Annotated in this window: 11 protein-coding genes; 4 read left to right on the forward strand and 7 right to left on the reverse strand. The window is 48.5% G+C overall.

The window, feature by feature from the left end; genetic code table 11:
- Nucleotides 1–116: 116 nt before the first annotated feature.
- From KNO78_RS08185 to KNO78_RS08195, 3 genes are all read right to left on the reverse strand, one after another.
- Complete coding sequence (locus tag KNO78_RS08185; RefSeq protein ID WP_214690549.1) at nt 117–2,189, reverse strand: bifunctional metallophosphatase/5'-nucleotidase; 2,073 nt, start codon at nt 2,187–2,189, stop codon at nt 117–119.
- 266 nt (nt 2,190–2,455) lie between these two features.
- Nucleotides 2,456–4,546: an alginate lyase family protein gene (locus tag KNO78_RS08190; RefSeq protein WP_214690548.1), complete on the reverse strand. Its 2,091-nt coding sequence runs from the start codon at nt 4,544–4,546 to the stop codon at nt 2,456–2,458.
- A gap of 114 nt (nt 4,547–4,660) precedes the next feature.
- Nucleotides 4,661–6,751: a heparinase II/III family protein gene (locus KNO78_RS08195; RefSeq protein WP_214690547.1), complete on the reverse strand. Its 2,091-nt coding sequence runs from the start codon at nt 6,749–6,751 to the stop codon at nt 4,661–4,663.
- A gap of 311 nt (nt 6,752–7,062) precedes the next feature.
- Here KNO78_RS08195 and KNO78_RS08200 point away from each other — a divergent pair, with 311 nt between their 5' ends.
- Together KNO78_RS08200 and KNO78_RS08205 are read left to right on the forward strand one after the other, a co-directional pair.
- Nucleotides 7,063–7,506, forward strand: coding sequence for a sigma factor (locus tag KNO78_RS08200; protein WP_214690546.1), 444 nt, complete (start codon nt 7,063–7,065; stop codon nt 7,504–7,506).
- Nucleotides 7,507–7,520: 14 nt separating this feature from the next.
- Entirely contained in the window at nt 7,521–8,384 is an 864-nt protein-coding gene (locus KNO78_RS08205) for a tyrosine-type recombinase/integrase (protein WP_214690545.1), read from the forward strand.
- 109 nt (nt 8,385–8,493) lie between these two features.
- Here KNO78_RS08205 and KNO78_RS08210 read toward each other — a convergent pair whose 3' ends face one another.
- The gene (locus KNO78_RS08210) at nt 8,494–8,661 is read right to left on the reverse strand and encodes a hypothetical protein (protein ID WP_159562827.1); all 168 of its coding nucleotides are present in this window, start codon (nt 8,659–8,661) and stop codon (nt 8,494–8,496) included.
- A 237-nt stretch (nt 8,662–8,898) separates the two neighbouring features.
- Here KNO78_RS08210 and KNO78_RS08215 point away from each other — a divergent pair, with 237 nt between their 5' ends.
- The gene (locus KNO78_RS08215) at nt 8,899–10,980 is read left to right on the forward strand and encodes a heparinase II/III domain-containing protein (protein ID WP_214690544.1); all 2,082 of its coding nucleotides are present in this window, start codon (nt 8,899–8,901) and stop codon (nt 10,978–10,980) included.
- Between the two features lie 119 nt (nt 10,981–11,099).
- Nucleotides 11,100–12,206 (forward strand): acyltransferase family protein, encoded by a 1,107-nt coding sequence (locus KNO78_RS08220; RefSeq protein ID WP_214690543.1) that lies wholly within the window; start codon nt 11,100–11,102, stop codon nt 12,204–12,206.
- Between the two features lie 175 nt (nt 12,207–12,381).
- Here KNO78_RS08220 and KNO78_RS08225 read toward each other — a convergent pair whose 3' ends face one another.
- The 3 genes from KNO78_RS08225 to KNO78_RS08235 form a co-directional block, all read right to left on the reverse strand.
- A complete protein-coding gene (locus KNO78_RS08225; protein WP_214690542.1) occupies nt 12,382–13,734 on the reverse strand; it encodes an Ig-like domain-containing protein in 1,353 nt (450 codons plus the stop codon).
- A 303-nt stretch (nt 13,735–14,037) separates the two neighbouring features.
- Complete coding sequence (locus tag KNO78_RS08230) at nt 14,038–16,977, reverse strand: UvrD-helicase domain-containing protein (RefSeq protein ID WP_214690541.1); 2,940 nt, start codon at nt 16,975–16,977, stop codon at nt 14,038–14,040.
- Between the two features lie 196 nt (nt 16,978–17,173).
- A complete protein-coding gene (locus tag KNO78_RS08235) occupies nt 17,174–17,611 on the reverse strand; it encodes a JAB domain-containing protein (protein ID WP_214690540.1) in 438 nt (145 codons plus the stop codon).
- Nucleotides 17,612–17,721: the final 110 nt, after the last annotated feature.

Consider the following 17,721-nt stretch of genomic DNA (forward strand, 5'->3'; position numbering starts at 1 on the left):
GTATCTTAACAGAGTTATATGTCGGTCGCAATTTGATGACAAATGTACACGCCTGAGTTTCCTATAAAAAAGACGGACCCATTCCTGGATCCGTCCGAAAGCAACCAATGATTGTCTTATTCAGCTGCGTTGACGTCAACGATACGTCCTTCAACAGCAGGTGTGACTTCTTCGCCGAGGCTGATCAAGTGATCGCGGAAGTTTTCCCAGTCGATGAGACCGAGGTCATTGACGCGACCGTCTTTGAATGCCGTTTCAAACTCAACATAGTTGTCTCCACCTTGCGCTGTGAAGAAGTTCGTTGCGACTTTGTAGCTCGTCGCGTCTTCGACATCGACAAACTCTGTGCCGTTGTTGTACTGCAAGCTAACGATGCGCTCACCAGCCGGTTTTGAGCTGTCGAACAATACTTTGAATCCAGATACGTGGAGGAATCCACCGTTCTCGATTGGGTAAATGCCAACGCTACGCTCGAAAGCAGCTTTTAATTCGCTACCTTTCAAGTCCATGATGGCAAGCGTGTTTCCGAATGGAAGTGTCGTCAACACTTCACCTGTCGTGACAGGACCTGCATCGATTGATGCACGGATTCCACCACCGTTTTGAACAGCACCGATGACAGCAGAATCATACTCTTTCGCTTTCGTGAGCATACCGTCTGTAATCAAGTTACCGAGGGCTGTTTCATTTTTACGGACACTCGGTGCTGTTTCGTCACCTTTGTCACGTGGGTTATCGAGTGGAGCTGTGAGTGAGACACCGATTGGGTCTTGGCTGATTGTATCCACGACATCTTTGAATGGTGCGAGCAATTCTACCGCATATGGATCTGGTTGAAGTGCCTTCACATCAATCAAACTGCCCGCATGTTTGATGACTTTTCCATCCTTGTCGAACTCGACATCAACCGTTCCGAGGAAATTGCTGTATTGGTCCGCTTGAACGATGACCGTTGGCTCTGTTTTTCCTTCTGTGATGAGGACCGGAGCGCTCAAACGAGTATGCGTGTGGCCACCGACGATGATGTCGATTCCATCTACGTTTTCAGCAAGCAACAAATCGTTATCGAACGCTGGGTTATCGTTATACCCAAGGTGCGAGACTGCTACGATTTGATCGACGCCCATCTCTTTGAACGCGTCGACTGCTTTTTGTGCTTCTGCGATGTAGTTTTGGAATTCAATTGGGCCTGGGCTAGCGATGGATGCCGTCTCTTCTGTTGTCAAACCGAAGAATCCGACCTTCTCGCCATCCACTACTTTGATGACTCCTTCATAAAGACGACCGTTGTACGCTTTTTGCGAAACTTCGTCACGGTAGAGGCTCTTCATGTATTGGTCATTTGCATAGTTGACGTTCGAGCTGACGAACGGGAAGTTCGCATAGCGGACGAAATCAGCAAGTTCTTTATGTCCTTGCTCCGTACCGAGATCGAATTCGTGGTTACCCGGCACCATCAAATCGTATTTCATGTAGTTCATGAGTTTGAGGTCAGCTTGACCTTTGAACTCGTTGAAGTAAAGCGATCCTGAGAAGACGTCCCCTGCGTCGATCAAGAGGCTGTCTGGCTTCTCTGCACGGATTTGCTTGATGGCTGTCGCACGTTTCGGTGCGAGATCGAGCGCGGCGTGCGTGTCGTTCGTGTGCATGATCGAGAGCTTGTATCCTTCTACTGTATAAGGAACTTCAAGTGTGATCGTTTTACCACGGTTTGTATATGTAGCCGTCGCGACGAATTCGCCGACTTCACTCGTGTCGATTTTGCTCCAACGTACTGCTTTTTCATACGTCCCACTTGCGAATTTCACTTGTTGCTTCACGATGCCAAGTGCCGGTTTCCCTTGTTTGAACACGAGTGGCTCGCTCGGTGGTAAAATCGCAATCGGGTGATCGAGGACGCGGACGCGTTTCTCAATGTACTTCCCTTTGCCTTTGACGATTCCCTTAGCTGTTTGGAATGTACCTAATTTCTCCAAGTTGACGCTCGATTTATACCAATGGATCGGCGCGCCCTCATATGTAGCATCGAGCGCAGCATCCAAGTCCCCTGCGTACACATACGCTGATTTCGCTTTGACGACTGGTGCTTTTGACGCAGCTTCCGTGACAACAGCCGGTGCGAGCGATGCAGTCGATACGGCCGCTACAGCGAGTGCCGTGTACAACTTACGAGATGATTTCTTTGTCATGTCCAATTCCCCTTTCAGATTTGCGAAGAGGACACACAAGAGAAAGCGCTTACATCATTCGACTTTTTACTTACCACGATTACCCCAAAGTCGTCCGTTTTTCCCTTATATGTACAAATCGCTCTAGTTCTAACGTAACGGAAACGCGTCCAATAAACAATCACAAATTGAAGATTTTTAAGGTTTTTACAATTTCCACAAAAAACGATTCCCTCATTATGTAAAGGACGACATCACTTCGTGAGAGTGTCGTGACGTTTTGTCCTTTATACGTCACGACTTTCCTCACACGGCACATGAATGACATGCTTTCCCCCGTTTTCAATCCAATACGAGACGATGTACATCCCATCCCGCTCTTCGACCTTCGTATCGACGACACGCTTCCCGGTCCGGTCTAGTCGAATCAGAGTCAAAAAGCGAACTTCGCTACCATGTTCAATCGAAACGACTTGCTGGCGGGGAGTCCACTCCAAATCACGCATGGACACATGGCTCGGTTCAAGTGCCATATAAGCCTCTTCGTTTTTTAAAAGCTGAATGAATTGAATGGCTCGATTCGAGGCATCTTTAAATCGAACGTTGTGTTCTTCTGGTGTACCCGCTACCAGGTCCAAACCGGGTGCCAGATGGAAGCGCTGGACAAAGAGGTCCGCTTCCGGCGCAACAATCCGATCAAACACGACAAGCGTTCGCGCCTTATCGTACACGACATGCCGAGTATGAATGGCCCCTTTTCCAATCAGGCGGCTCACTCCGGTCGCCGTCATCTGTTTCCGCGCCTCTTTCACCTCTAGGATTCCGCTCTCTCCGATTCGCTCGATCGACAAGTCGAGCTCTTCTCCGAGTCGATGTACCGTATTGTGCGCCGCGACACGTAGTGCTTGCGCACGCTCAGGTCCGTCCACATAGCCATACCGACCAGTCTCGACGATGAAATCCCGCCCCAATCCATATAGTTCGAGACTCAAATCGTCGGCATGTTTATGTGCACCCCCATGGTATCCCGCTGTCATCAGAATATAGGTGGCGTCACGAAACGGACGCTTCGCATGGTGCCAATATTCACGCATGACCGCATATTGAGAGCCTAGATTCGCCAGCAGTTCTTCTGGGCATTGTCCTTGTGTCCCTCCGCTCATGGCAAAGGCTAGTTCGGGAAACGTTTCAATCCGAGGAATTAAACGGCTTCCGCGAAGCTGTCCTCCCGTATCCCCCACGATCGGCAAGGTTTGGTTCGGTTTAATGAAATGCAAGAGGCGCTTTGGCATCCGGTCGATGCGTCCAATCCCTTCCGGCAACGTGAATCCATTTAAATCGGCCCAGTCTCTAAATCGACTTAGCGTATGGTACACGTAAACGTGATAGCCGGGCGAGTGCTCCAAATGGGTCCCGTCCTCCGAAAGGCAAATGTCGAGTTGCTTATTCAACCGCGCACGCGCAATCCTTCTCCAATCCGCACTGCGATCAAACTCCGGAAAACAGGAAGCAATCGCAAACAGTGCCATATCTTGAAAGAGCCCATGGTTATGGAGCGGACGATAAAAGGTAGGGGTCGCCAGTAATGTCGCATGTTCATATAACAGATGTAACAAGCGGCACGTCACACGGGCATCATGATGGATCGGTGCCTGGCGATACGCTTCAAAGAAACGGAGTATATGGAATACTCGAATCGCCGTACCGTGCGCATGGTATGCTACACGCCCCCGCGGACCGCCATGCAGCGGATGATGGCTCTGCCAGCTATCGATGATTTGGTGTGCATAGTGCAAGTATTTTTCGTCTTGCGTCACCTCATAGGCATGAGTCAGTTGATTGACCGTCGTCAAATAGTGGAGTTGGAAAAGGAACGAGTTGTTGTTCACAGGTGGTAACATTTTGTTCCAATCGAACGTCCGAACATCACGGACGGCCAATGTATGCGGAAGCGATGGGATATACCATCTTCCGTTCAACGTCTCTTCCGCAAAATGAACCGCCTGTTCATCACGGATTTGTTCATAATGGTACGAAGCGAATGTGCGCTTTTGTTTCATATAGTCACGGACGAGCAGTCGCTCCATCTTGTCCGTCAATTTGATTTTCGAGAGGGGTTCGGTCATGAGGAGCATCACATCCGTCGCGCGGACGAGTGCTTCCCTTCCTTCTCTATGGACAATATAATATCGACCGTATGGACGGATGAGCCGTACCGTCTCGGTCGTCTCGAGCCGACTGTCTGGCACCATTCGTCTTCCCTTCCATTGATAGCACATCGTCCCTGCCGAGATGACGACGTCCCAACCATCGCTCGCTTTCCCCGAGAGCGAACCCCGAAGTTGAGCCACGATCTGTTTTGCATGTGAATGTTCCATTCGTTCCCTCACTTGTCAGTTGTTCTACTTGAAAATTCTACCTTAGCAAATGGTGGGATTCAACAACTACTCTCATCGTCCACGTAAAAAAGCCTGGCAGTCGCCAGGCTTCAATCATTTTGGAACGTCGAGAGTATGGGTCTCGCCGTTGGAAAGTGTATAGGTGAGTTCATACTGATTAGCTTGTTCCTTGACCGCCGTGTCGACAATCGAGGTGTTCGTCCGGTCGATCCGCATGAGCGTGATGTAACGCACGTCCGTACCGTATTCAATGGAGACGACTTGGTCGCGAAGCGTCCACTCCGCATCACGGACCGAGAGATGACTTGGTTGAACGGACATATATGACTCTTCGTCCGTCTCGAGCTGCATCAGTTGAATCGATCGACGCCGGCTGTCTCGGAACGTCACGTTCTGTGCCTCGGTCGTCCCTTTATATAGCTTCAGACCCTCTCCGAGGTGGAAGCGCTGGACGAACATGTCCGGCTTCGGTGAGGTGATGCGGTCGTAGACGACGAGCGTTTTCGCCTTGTCATAGACGAGGGTGCGGCGATGCGTGGCCCCTTTCCCGATCAACGCGCTCTCTCCGATGGCGAGGCTTGTCTCTCCACGGTCTTCGGTCTTCACGATACGGCTCCGACCGATCATGCCTTTGCTTAAATCCAAGTTTTCCCCGTATCGGTGGACGGTGTTATGGGCCTCGACTTTAAAGACTTCCTTCCGTTCCGGTCGTGCCGAATAACCGAAGCGACCCGTCTCGATGATGAAGTCGCGCGCCAGTCCATAGAAGTCGATGCTCAAGTCATCGGCATGCTTGTGGGCACTGCTATGATAACCTGCCGTCATCATCACTTGTGTCGCACCCGAGAACGCCTCAGGTGGACGTGACCAATATTCGCGCATGAAGCTGTATTGATCCCCGATTTGCTTCGTCAACAGGGTCGGTGCCACGCCCTCTGCTCCTCCGCTCACTGCGAAACTGAGCTCCGGATATTCGTTCGTCTTTGGAATGATGTTCATCCCTTGAAGGTGCCCGGTCGTGTCACCGAAGATCGGGAGCGTCCGATTCGGCTTCAACATGTAGGTGAGCTGATCCGGCATCTTCTCGATATAGCCCGAGCGTGAAGGCAGAACGAACTGGTTAGCCTCGGCCCATTCGATAAAGCGCGACAACGTATGATACACATACACGTGATATCGAGGTGAGTGTTCAAGGTGGACCCCTTCCGGCGAGATGCTGTGGGCGATTTGCGCCTGGAGCCGCGCGCTGGCGGTCGATTGCCACACCTTACTCCGGTCAAACTCAGGGAACGTCTGGGCGATGGCAGTGAGCGCCATGTCTTGGAAGATACCGTGGTTATGTTTCGGTTTGTAGAAGTCGGACGATGCCAAGATCTCCCCATGCTCATACAATGTTTTCAACATGAGCTCGGTGAAGGCAGGGTCCCGATAGAGTGACGTCTCTTTATATACATCCCAGAAATTCAACAAATGGAACACACGAATCGCCGTTCCTTGGTCATTGTATCCCCACTTGAGTCGTTTGTAGTTATAGGCCGGGTGTGCCTTCGTCCAACTTTTGATTAGTCGTTCGCCATATTTCAGATAGGCGAGGTCACCCGTGTCATTGTACGCTTGCGTCAACTGATTGAGGACCGTCAAGTAGTGGAGCTGGAACGGGAACGAGTTGCTGTCCACGGCCGGGACGTCCTTATGCCAGTTGAACGTGTCGATGTTTGGGACCGACAGATTGTTCGGTTTCGTCGGGATATACCAGTTGCCGGCGAGCGCCCGATCGGCGAACTGTTTCGCCTGTTCTGTCGACAGTCGGTCATATTCATACGGGATATGGGACTCGGTCTGCCCCATGTATGTATGGACGAGCGGACGGTTCGTTTTCGATTGGATGCGTGCTTTCGTCAAAGAACGGGCCGGAACGACCTCCGCCTGGCTTTTCTTGATATAGATCCGTTTGCCGCCGGACATGGCAAGGTAATACCAACCGGACGGGCGCACGATGCGGTATTCTTTCGTCGTGTTCGTCTTCTGTAGTGGGACCAGTTTCTTCCCCTTCATTTGGTGCAGCGTGGTCGAGGGAGCGACGCGCACGTTGAAGTCCGAGTTGGCCGAAGCCGTCGTCATCGGTGCGAACAGGAGCATCCCGCTCAACATCCCGATGGATAATCGTCTATACAAAGGTTTCATGATTTTCCTCACATTTCCGGTTTGATTTCACTCTGTAAATTATATCCATTAAACGAATGCTAAACAACTAAAACTTGGATATCATTTACCTCTTGATCAAATCATCACCTGACATCCTCCTATAATGGTTGTTATAGAGAATCGATGCTTCCGATGGATAAGGGATACGGGTTGTGCCATACAGCATTTCCGTGCTGTGTCTGATTTGGGCTGACGAAATTTCAACGTTCGTGAGGTGCGAAATCTGCATAACAACCATTATGCTGTATCCACCTAGGAAACTTGAGACGCGCGCGGGAAAGCAGCCCACCATGCCAGATGCTAACGAACAGATCAAAGAGTGGGAGCCGATGATCTTTTACGTCATCCGACAGCTCCATCTCCATCCGAACGAAGTCGACGATGCCGCCCAAACGGCACGAATCGCCCTATGGCGTGCCCTTCAAGACGGCAAGACGTTAGGAAAAACGTACTGTTTCATCCGTATCCGCGGGGCCATCCTGAACGAACGGGCCAAACAGGCGAAGACGCTCCAACACGAGGTCGCGAGCGAACGACTCCCCGAACAAGTCGACCAGCGCGAAGTGCCCCTCTCGCTTTGGCTAGACGACAAGCGATACACTTTACCAAATCGCCATTTCACCTTACTCTGCCATATGCTTCACGGGACCGAGGCATCGCTCGGGTACTCGCCGAGTCGACTACGCGCCTATAAGGCCGAACTGCAACGGATGCTCCGTGAGGACAACGAGTAAGAGGAGACAGGAAGATGACCTTACACATGAAAGACGCCGTCGCCCAGCACATCCACTATTTACGCATGACCGGAAAATCGGACAACACGGTCAGCCAGGCGACCTATAAGTTTGCCCGATTCGAAGCCATCATGGGAGAAGGCAGAACGCTCGACGAATTAAAAACGAGGCAAGACGTCATGCCGTATATCGACACGCTCCGTTCGGAAGGCTGTCAACCGGTGACCATCAACAACTACTTGAGCGCTCTTCGCGGCTTATACGATTGGGCCATCGCCGAGCATCTCGTCACCCATAACCCCTTTCATCAGTTACGGGTGAAAGTGACCGAGCGCCATTCAGCGGAGATCCCCTCCCCTAGACAATTGTCCGCTGTCATCGATGCCATCGACGTCCCGTTGTATCGTACGTTTTTAACCGTTCAGCTCCATACGGGTATGCGGATCAACGAGGTCCGGCTGTTAAAACTCGATGCGATCGATTTGCAGGAGCGGTTACTCTATGTCCGAGAATCAAAGACGGGAAAGCCCCGGAGAATCCCGTTGAATGACAAGATTCACTCCGTCCTCTCCACCTATCTCGATGAGGAGCGACGTCCCGTCGACTCACCCTATGTGTTCCCGTCTGCACGAGGTGCCTTGATTTGTAAGACGACCATCAATCGTCACCTGACGACGGCTGCCACAGAAGTGCTCGGCTATCCTGTCACGTCTCATACGCTCCGCCATGCGTTTACGACGCACCTTTATGACAAAGGGGTCATGGAGACGACGTTATCTGAATTACTTGGCCACTCCGAGCCGAAGACGACACGTCGGTACATCCGCGTCCGCGAGAATCATCTTCGCGATGCCGTGGAACGGTTGACGTTGGATTAAAGAACATACGAAGAAGACCGACCTGTGAATTAGGTCGGTCTTCTTCGTATGGGAAATCGGTTTCTGCTTGAACGGGACCAGACCACCTCCGATCGACGCGGAATCGTTCTTATCTGTTTACGATATACACTTTCAGTAAGTACACGATGATTCCGATCAATGCTGCAATAGCCAGATACACAATCGGTACTAATAACCCTGGCGCGGTCAGAGAGATCCCGTAAATGACGAGTGCCGTCACAAAAAATAGTAACAAAAACAAACTAACGTGCTTCATTCACATCTTCCCCTTTGGCGTATGACATACACGTCATTCGATTCACCTCACTTTATCATATTTTTCCAAATGAGGACTCGACATGCATCCGTCGTAATCCTTCATTAATTGTCGGGACAAAATCAAATTGAACCTACCTCCATTTAAAATAAAGATGATATAGAAAATTAAGGGAATAAACGCACCTCATGGTATACTTTGAAAAAGAAGTAAATCCAAATTTATTGAGGTGTATGCATGAAACGAATATTACTCGTCCTCGTCTTAGTAGGGGCTTGGGGCATGACCCCGACAGACTCCGTACAGGCTGCGACGAACCCTTTCGATATCCGCTCCATCCCGAATGCGACCGTCTATGAAATGAAGAACGGTCGATTGACGAAAGTGGCAGCGTATTCGACAACAAAACGCTACACAGCCGTCAGTACGTCCGGCTGGTACTACATCGCACTGAGTCATACGAAAAAGATCTACATAAAGAAAAGTCAGGCCAAGCTCTTACTCGGTGACCCACTCACCGCTTCGAATTTGAAGTCGAGTGGAACGGCACGACTCGCGCATGAGTATATGAAACAGATGCCACTTCACGCGCCATATGAATATGAAAAATTGACACCTGCGCGCGCCGTCGACTACGCCAACCGTGCGATTCGTGGGGATTGGTCGATTCCGTCCAAACCATATCAATTGTCCGTCCCGAACGTCGATACGTTTAACTGGCACCGGGACATCCCGAGCTCGTCGAGCAATTCCTATCCGTTCCAAATTCATTATTTGACGGTGCTCAATCAATTGACCCAGGCATATAACGAGACCGGAAATACCGCTTATTTGAAGTACGGGGTACGGGTCGTTAAAAGTTGGACGAAAGCCCATCCGATTGCGAACTACAAACAGTACCGTTGGCCATATAACGACCACGGCACGTCGATCCGGACGTTCCATCTCTTGAATTTTTGGGATGCCTATAAATCTTCTTCGCTCTATAAAGATACGGCGTTCACCGGTCTGATGTTGCGGACGCTCCACGACCATGGCACGTTACTCGCGACGTCTAGCTTCTATAAAAATGATCACAATCATGGGATATTCCAAGACATGGCGCTCACCGCCATCGCGCAAACGTTCCCACAGTTCGACCGGAGCAGAACGTGGAAGACGCTCGCAGATAGCCGCCTCGACAAACAGATCCGCCACAGCATCACGTCGGACGCCGTCCATCTCGAGCATTCACCCGGCTATCAATCCTATATGTATCATGTGCTCGACCGCTTCCTCATCTGGGCAGAAGCGAACCGTTTCTCACTCCCTTCGAGCATGGCACGGGTCGAACAGATGCCGAAGCAACTGACGTATATGATCAAACCGAACGGGACACTCCCGATCTTTGGGGACACGTCCGGTGTCAGACGGAACACCTCGATCATTCCGCATATCGAGGATTTCCCCGAGCTCGTTTTCGCCCTCACCCAAGGGAAGGAAGGGACACGCCCACCGGTCACGGCGAAACGGATCAGCAACCAATATAGCTTCATGCGCGAATACTGGGCATCTCCACCTCGCGCGTTCAATCAGGCGACCCAGGTGATGATGACGGCTGGTTATCACAGCAGTGCCCACAAGCATGCCGATGACTTGAGCATCGACCTGTACGGACTCGGCCGCGACTTCATCATCGAGACGGGTCGCTACGGCTATACGAATCGCCCCGAACGTCAGCGCGTCTTCGGTGTCGATGCCCATAATACCGTCCACCGTGACGGGGCGAATCTCGACCTCCGCTCCACGATGCGTGGGAAGAGCAACATCAAGACCGTACAAAATCTCGGTTCGACCCTTCTTACGATTGGGGAGAGCCAGCTCATCGGGAACGGGGCGACGCATCGACGGACGCTCGTCTACGACAGAGAACAGACGCTCATCGTCTACGACCGGATCAGTTCACCCGCAACCACGAAGTTCGTGCAGCGGTTCCATCTCGCCGAAGGTCTGAAACTCCTTCAGAGTTCGATGGCGACTCAGAACGTCGTCTATGGTGATACGAACGGACGAACGATCCAGCTCATGCAGCTGAACCTTAAAAATTCATCGATGCGCAACAGCACGAGCTTCGTCGCCGTCGAGGATTACGAATGGAAGCCGCGTCCACAAGTCATCTCGTATAATATCGGGAAAGACGTGCGCTACCTCACGCTCATCCGACTCGACCAGTCGAAGACGACGATTCGGTCGGCCAGTGTGAAAGTGTCCGGTTCGAGCTACATCGTGACCTATACGCTCTCGAACAAAGAGACGAGACAAATTCGCGTGCCAATTTAACGAGAAGTATATTTTACAGTTTCAACACAAGTGTCTGAATCAAATAGACACACAGTCAACACCGTGATAGATTGTTTGACGAAAAGAAAAATAGGAATGTATAGAGGAGATTACATCAGTTGCAGAAGCTCAGTTTTTTAGATGCCCTTCGCGGTTATGCCATCCTCGGGGTCGTGTTGACGCACTCGACACGGTCCCTTCAACAATTGCCCGATTGGTTATACCATATCGGGATACAAGGGTCGCGCGGCGTCCAACTCTTTTTTATCGTCAGCGCCTTCACGTTGTTCTATTCATTGGAGCGCTATACGGTATCGCGCCAGATTCCGCTTCAGGACTTCTACACGAAGCGCTTCTTCCGGATCGCACCGATGTTTTACGCCGCACTGCTCTTCTACTTAAGTTTTGATCTAATCAATCAATTCATCGGGGTTTCGACGACTTATCCAGACGTGACACTTTCCCTCTTGGTCTCGACGTTGACGTTCACGAACGTCCTGCATCCCGAGTGGTTATTCAGTCTCGTGCCGGGCGGTTGGTCGATCTCGAACGAATTTTTATTTTATGCATGTGTGCCGTTCCTGTTCAAATGGATCAAGACAGCGCGTCAAGGGATCTTGTGGACAACGTCGACGCTCGTACTTAGCATCGTCCTGCACCTCCTGACCGAACAGCGTCAGCCATTCATGGACGTGAAGAGTTTCGCCTTTTATTGGTTCCCGAACCAGCTGCCGATCTTCTTGATGGGGGTCACGTTGTATCTCGTGTGGCGCGACCAATCGTGGTCCGTGCGAACGCACTATGCGATGACGTTCGGATCGATTGCGTTACTTATCATACTCGGGATTACTCCATATGATGTCTATAGCGCATTTCCGAAACATGCGCTGTTCGGTCTCGCCTTTTGTCTGTTGGCTCTCGGCTTATCCGGCATTCGGGGACGTATCCTCAATCATCCGGTGATGCAGTACATCGGGCATATCAGCTTCAGCCTGTACCTCGTCCACTTTTTCGTCCTCGACTGGGTCAATCATCTCTTCAACGAGACGTGGACCCAGCAATATAACGTGACGACGGTATGGATGTTGACGTTCCTCGTGACGCTCGTCGTCTCGGGCGTGATTGCGTCTGTCACATACCGGGTCATCGAGCGACCAGGAATTCAGCTTGGACGTTCAATCATCAGTCGACGACAAGAACAGCAACAGCGAAAACAAACTGCGTGAAAATAAGTCTGTTTCCAGTCAACTAGACAGAATCCATAATGGAAGTGAAGAAAAACGGCTTAAATCCTTTCAACTGAAGGATTCAAGCCGTTTTGTCTTTTTATAATTAACTTTATTTACATATCCTGATATCGTAGATGAACTACTTTTATTTTTGCCTTCGTCACATCTAAACTTATTTCTTAACTGCGATGCGTTTAGCTGTCGTACCATATTTGTTTTTTGTTGACACATTGATGATGCTTCCTGCTTTTTGTTTACTGATTTTAAACGAATAATTTCCTTTGCTATCCGCCTTGCGGGTATAAGTTTTTTTACCCACTTTAAATGATACGACCGCATTTTTTTCAGTCTTTCCTGTTATGGCTGTCGATTTTGTGGTCACAGTGTTTACAGTTAATGGGGGTAACAAATGACTTGATTTGACTTGGAGAACATACTTCCCTGTATCTCGTCGTTCATCCCACGCTTTGATAGCCACATAATATGTACCAGCTTTCAGAGCAAATGACTCCGTGTAGCGTTTTGGCGTAGTTGAGGAACTCGTCACTTGATTGTAATGTACTTGGTTAAAGCGTTGATCATACACTTCGACATCTGTATTGTTGTTCACATACAATTGGGCATCCAACGTCACCTTACTTGCTTTTGGAAGAACGATTTTATAAAAATCTTGAATATCGTTCCAAGCTAAGAAACCGGTGAGTGGTCTATAAAATGCAAGTGGCATCGCCTCTGTAATCCCATTGTTCGATTCTTTTTCTTGATTATTTGCTGCTTGGAATTTCGCAAACAACTCATATGTCCCTGTCATCCGTGGCGCATCCCAAGACTCGATTTCGATATAATATGTTCCCGGCTCCAGGTCGACAGATTTCTTATAAACACCGGGTGTCTTCCATTCGCTGTTTACGGTCTGTCTATCAATCAACTTGCCGAATTCATCCGTTAGATAAAATTCAGCATGCGTAAAAATTAGAGAAGTGAAATCAATTTCAAGTCTCCCTGCTCTCCGCAATTTCACTTGGTACACATCGTTCTCGTCTTGACGCGATATGAATCCTTTTGTTTTTTTGTTAAAGGATAGATTTTGCGCTTGTTCCGTCCCGTTATTAGGTTCAATATCATTCGTATTGTATGGCGTGAATAACGTACTAATCTCAAATTTCCCGTTAGTGCCTTTGCTATATTGTTCGAGTTCTACATAATACGTTCCTACTTCTAAATCGTAATAAACCGTATCTGTCTTTGGTGTCACTGGGTCACTGTAGACATAGCGATTTGTAAATTCTTCACCTGATTCGTCAAATACTCGATATTCTACGACATCAATCCACGATTTCAAGTCAATGAATAACAACCCTTTTTGAGTCAATTCAATTTTAAATACTTGTCGATTCGTTTCATCAGCGATTTGCCCGCTGACTTTCCCATTTAAGACGAGTGAATCCTCCGCATAACCGACATGCGGTTGCACAAGTGAAAGAATCAAGACGAATACCAAAATAAGTCCATTCCATTTTTTCAAAATTACTTCCTCCTTATTCATTTAATACGTACAAATTATAAAGAGTTTTTCTCCTAGTTTCGGTGTACTTTTTGAGGATAAGGAAATCTTTTTTTTAATTTTTGCTAAGCAATCATTCGACAGCATTCGACACGTGCACTTTTGATCCAGTAGAATATAAGACTAAATGAGTTTACTTGCTCTTTCGTTTATACCTCACCCTGTTAATCCGTTCTCTAGACAACACCTATCAGCAGTCATTTTCAAAAAAATAATCATTATTTTCTCCAAAAGAAAAGAACCGCCATCGGCGATTCCATTTCTTCATTTCACTCTTTTCTCGATCCGCTTCATCTGCTCCACATCTTCTCGTTCCATAGAATGTTTACAGAGCGGGAAGTTCAAACACCCATAAAATTTACCATTCTTCCCGTCCCGTAGCACAAGATATCCTCTGCATGAGGAACAGACAATCGGATCATGAATGATGCTTGGATGATTGGCGGTATAGTCACAGCCCGGGTAGTGACTGCAACCGACAAACGTTGACTTTCGATTTGCCTGTTCGCGAATGACCAAGTGACCATCCAAACAACGAGGGCATTTCGGGTTATCCCTTATGCTCTTGCTTTCTTCGATTCCCATTTCATACGGGACTTGTTGCTCCTTAATCAACTCTTGGACAAACGTCGACATGCGGTCATCCGGCGTCAGCACATACGTCGTATGTTTCGTCCGCGTCAACGCCACATAGAACAGACGGCGCTCTTCCCCAAACTCCAACTCTTCTTGTTTCTGAAGGACGAATGACAATAGCGGGTCATCCATGATTTTGTTCGGGAAGCCGTTCTTACTATTTGCCGTATTGATCAAGATCACGTTCTCTGCTTCGAGCCCCTTTGAACGGTGCGCTGTCAAAAAGGAGATTCGAAGATTCGGATGCGTCCGGTCGGTCACTTTCACTTCATCTTTCAAATGCTTCACTCGAAACGAAGGGCTTCCCTCAATTGACTTGATGTCAAAGTTGTTCCGTCCGACGAGCAGTACATCCGACTCCGGACCATGTGATTGAACGATTTGATCAAGCGCTCTACGTAAGGCGATTTCAAAGTCGTTCTTCCCCTTGATTCCCATCACGCGAACAGGTGTGGCCAATCGTTTTCCGGAAGAGAGGTTCTTTCGGATTTGACGCTTGTTCTTCATCACGAATCGACCAGCGATATCGATTAATTGTTGCGAGTTGCGGTACGTGTTCTCAATTTTTAATAAAGCACTCTTCCCGAAATAATGTTCAAAATCGGTAAACAGACTCAAATCAGACCCCGCAAACCGATAGATGGACTGCCAGTCATCTCCCACGCACATGACGGTTGATCCCGTCTTCTTCCGGATCGCTTCAATCAGACGATAGCGACTGACCGAGATATCCTGATACTCATCAATGATGATGTATTTGTACGGTAAATGAACAGCATCGGACGAAACAATTGAGGTCGCTTCGTTGATCATGTCATTGAAATCAATCTTGTTCGTTCGTCGTAGATGATCCTCATACATCCGGTACATCGGTTTGACGAGACGGAAGAAGAGGAGTGCTCGTTGATAATGAAACAAGTCCTTCTTGTTCAAACTCTGTGCGAACACATCAAATTGAGACTCCGTATAATGATTCGATTTGAACAATTGAAGAAAGCTCGACACAAAATCGACGAAGTCGTTAAAATGACTCTTTTGTTTCGTACGATATAACTTTTCGAATACTACTATCGGGTCCACTTCCCGGAAGACAACACCTTGCTTCAATAACTTCAACCGTAGTTGATCTAACAAATTCCCTTCTTGCCGGTAATATGAGTACGTCTCCATCAGCTTTGTCCCGTGTTCACGATGCAGCTGTCGTTTCCACTCCATTCCGTCGAGATACTTCTGCTCCTCAATTGGACTGAGCCACGGGGCGCGATTAATCCGGTTGATTCCGAAGTGCTCTAAGTACAAATCGTATTCTGGCAGATAAAAGTCCGGTTGATACTGACGATGATATCGAGTCGCTGTCTGATGAGGGTAGTTCTTCTCGTATTCATATTCGATGCCATTCAAGAATAAGAAGTTCGCAATCATGACCTCTTCGAGACTCTTGACCTTCTCTTCTTGAATCGTGATCTTCTGTCTTTGTTGTGCGGCAATCATCTCGGCGGCTGAGAGAGATTTCCATACTTTGCTGCGTAACGGTTCCAAATCCACATGCTTGTTGTAGTCGTGATATTCCCCGGTCGTCTCAAACTCTTCGATCCCTTTTGGAATGTAGAAATAGTAACCAAAGAAGTCAATCAGCTCTTTCATACGATGCGGATGTTCATAGAACTGATGCATACAATAATCGCGGATAACTTTTTTCAATTCGTCCTCGACTTGAGGTTTTTGCTTTCGACCTTCAGCAATGATTCCCATCCCAAGACCATGGAACGTTTTGACCTCTACCGGGATGTGAAGACGGTCGCAGATGCGTTCCTTCATCTCTTCGGCTGACTTTTTCGTAAAAGAAATTAGCAAGATTTCATGCGGTTGTACTTGTTTTCGCTTAACCAAATATTTCACTTTCGCAGCAATCGTCAACGTCTTCCCAGACCCGGCACCTGCGACGACGAGGTTCGCATCCTCATTGACGATGACCGCACGTCGTTGTTGAGCATCGAGCGACTTTCCGTCGATTGAGTCAAAGAAGGATTGGGTTCGCTTCAACTCTTCGGTCACATACGTTTCATTCCAGACTTCCACCTGTCGATCAAGGCCACGATAAAATTGTATGAATGAAGCTGCTTCCGGAACAGAGTCATCCTTGAAGAAGTCGTATGCGCCTCGATAATCGCCGAGAAGTCGTTTGCGTAATGAGTCCCCGATGTAATGGCGACGCGCCGCTTCGACATCTCGATGAAAAGATTCCATCTGTTCATAATAGGTACGAAGCCGTTGATTGATACGTTCGACTCGTTCATCAAGTTCTCGCCAAATATTCAACAACTCATCTGATACACGAACGTACGTCATGTTCAGCGAAACGACTGAAGATGGGAGCGAACCGTCCTCATGTTTCAGTTTGGTGTGTGTTATTTCATCTAGTAGGAATCCTTGTTCACTCAGTTCATAAACATGATGAAAGCGTCTTTTCTCCTGCATCACTTCTTCTGGAGAAATAATCGACTTAGAAGATTCCCATCCCACCATTTGCTCCTTTAAATTGTTCAAGCCGATTTGTAAAACATTCATGTCCCTTTTCAACCGCGGTAGGACACGTCGTAGCATAAAGAACCGTCGTACCGATTGGATCCATCCCATATCATCACCATACCATTTACAATATTTTCAATCCCCTTTCAGTTTATCAAAAAGCTCATCCATTCGAACATGATTCTCTACAAATGTTGAATCTGTTTTTCTACTGTGAGCTCATAGTTACTCACTCTCAAAGTGAACGATACGTCTCATCACCGATGATTAGTTGGTCGAGCAGATCGATGCCCATCAATTCACACGCCTCTCTCAGACGTTTCGTCACCTCGAGATCTTCTCGTGACGGTTCCGTGTTCCCACTCGGATGATTGTGTCCGACCATCACGGCGGCCGCGTTCGATAAGATCGCGACCTTCAACACCTCTCGCGGATGGACGAGGCTCGCGTTCAAGCTCCCGATATGACAGACGTTGACGGAGACAGGCTGATTCTTCGTGTCGAGGCTGACGACGAGGAAATGCTCCCGGTCGAGCCTGTCCAAGAATTCTTTCATGAGTGTATAGCCGTCATCCGGTCTGTGGATGGTCCGCCCTTTATAGCGGACACTCCCTTCTTTGACTAACTTGATGCTAACGATATCGACACGCTTTGTTGGTTGATCTGGTTTCATCATTTCTCCTCCTCTGGACATAAAAAAAGCACCCTGAGCTGCGATGGGCAGGGTGTATCAGAGAAATAATATATATTTCAAAATAGAACTATACCTTGTTAATCAATAAA

This window comes from Exiguobacterium sp. s132, from assembly GCF_018617235.1.
In the GTDB taxonomy this organism is placed as follows: Bacteria; Bacillota; Bacilli; order Exiguobacteriales; family Exiguobacteriaceae; genus Exiguobacterium; species Exiguobacterium profundum.

Bases quoted from the DNA above. Each gene is read 5' to 3' on its own strand.
- KNO78_RS08235 (WP_214690540.1), bottom strand. From the start codon at position 17,611: ATGAAACCAGATCAACCAACAAAGCGTGTCGATATCGTTAGCATCAAG.
- KNO78_RS08230 (WP_214690541.1), bottom strand. From the start codon at position 16,977: ATGAATGTTTTACAAATCGGCTTGAACAATTTAAAGGAGCAAATGGTG.
- KNO78_RS08185 (WP_214690549.1), bottom strand. From the start codon at position 2,189: ATGACAAAGAAATCATCTCGTAAGTTGTACACGGCACTCGCTGTAGCG.
- KNO78_RS08210 (WP_159562827.1), bottom strand. From the start codon at position 8,661: ATGAAGCACGTTAGTTTGTTTTTGTTACTATTTTTTGTGACGGCACTC.
- KNO78_RS08200 (WP_214690546.1), top strand. From the start codon at position 7,063: ATGCCAGATGCTAACGAACAGATCAAAGAGTGGGAGCCGATGATCTTT.
- KNO78_RS08190 (WP_214690548.1), bottom strand. From the start codon at position 4,546: ATGGAACATTCACATGCAAAACAGATCGTGGCTCAACTTCGGGGTTCG.
- KNO78_RS08205 (WP_214690545.1), top strand. From the start codon at position 7,521: ATGACCTTACACATGAAAGACGCCGTCGCCCAGCACATCCACTATTTA.
- KNO78_RS08195 (WP_214690547.1), bottom strand. From the start codon at position 6,751: ATGAAACCTTTGTATAGACGATTATCCATCGGGATGTTGAGCGGGATG.
- KNO78_RS08215 (WP_214690544.1), top strand. From the start codon at position 8,899: ATGAAACGAATATTACTCGTCCTCGTCTTAGTAGGGGCTTGGGGCATG.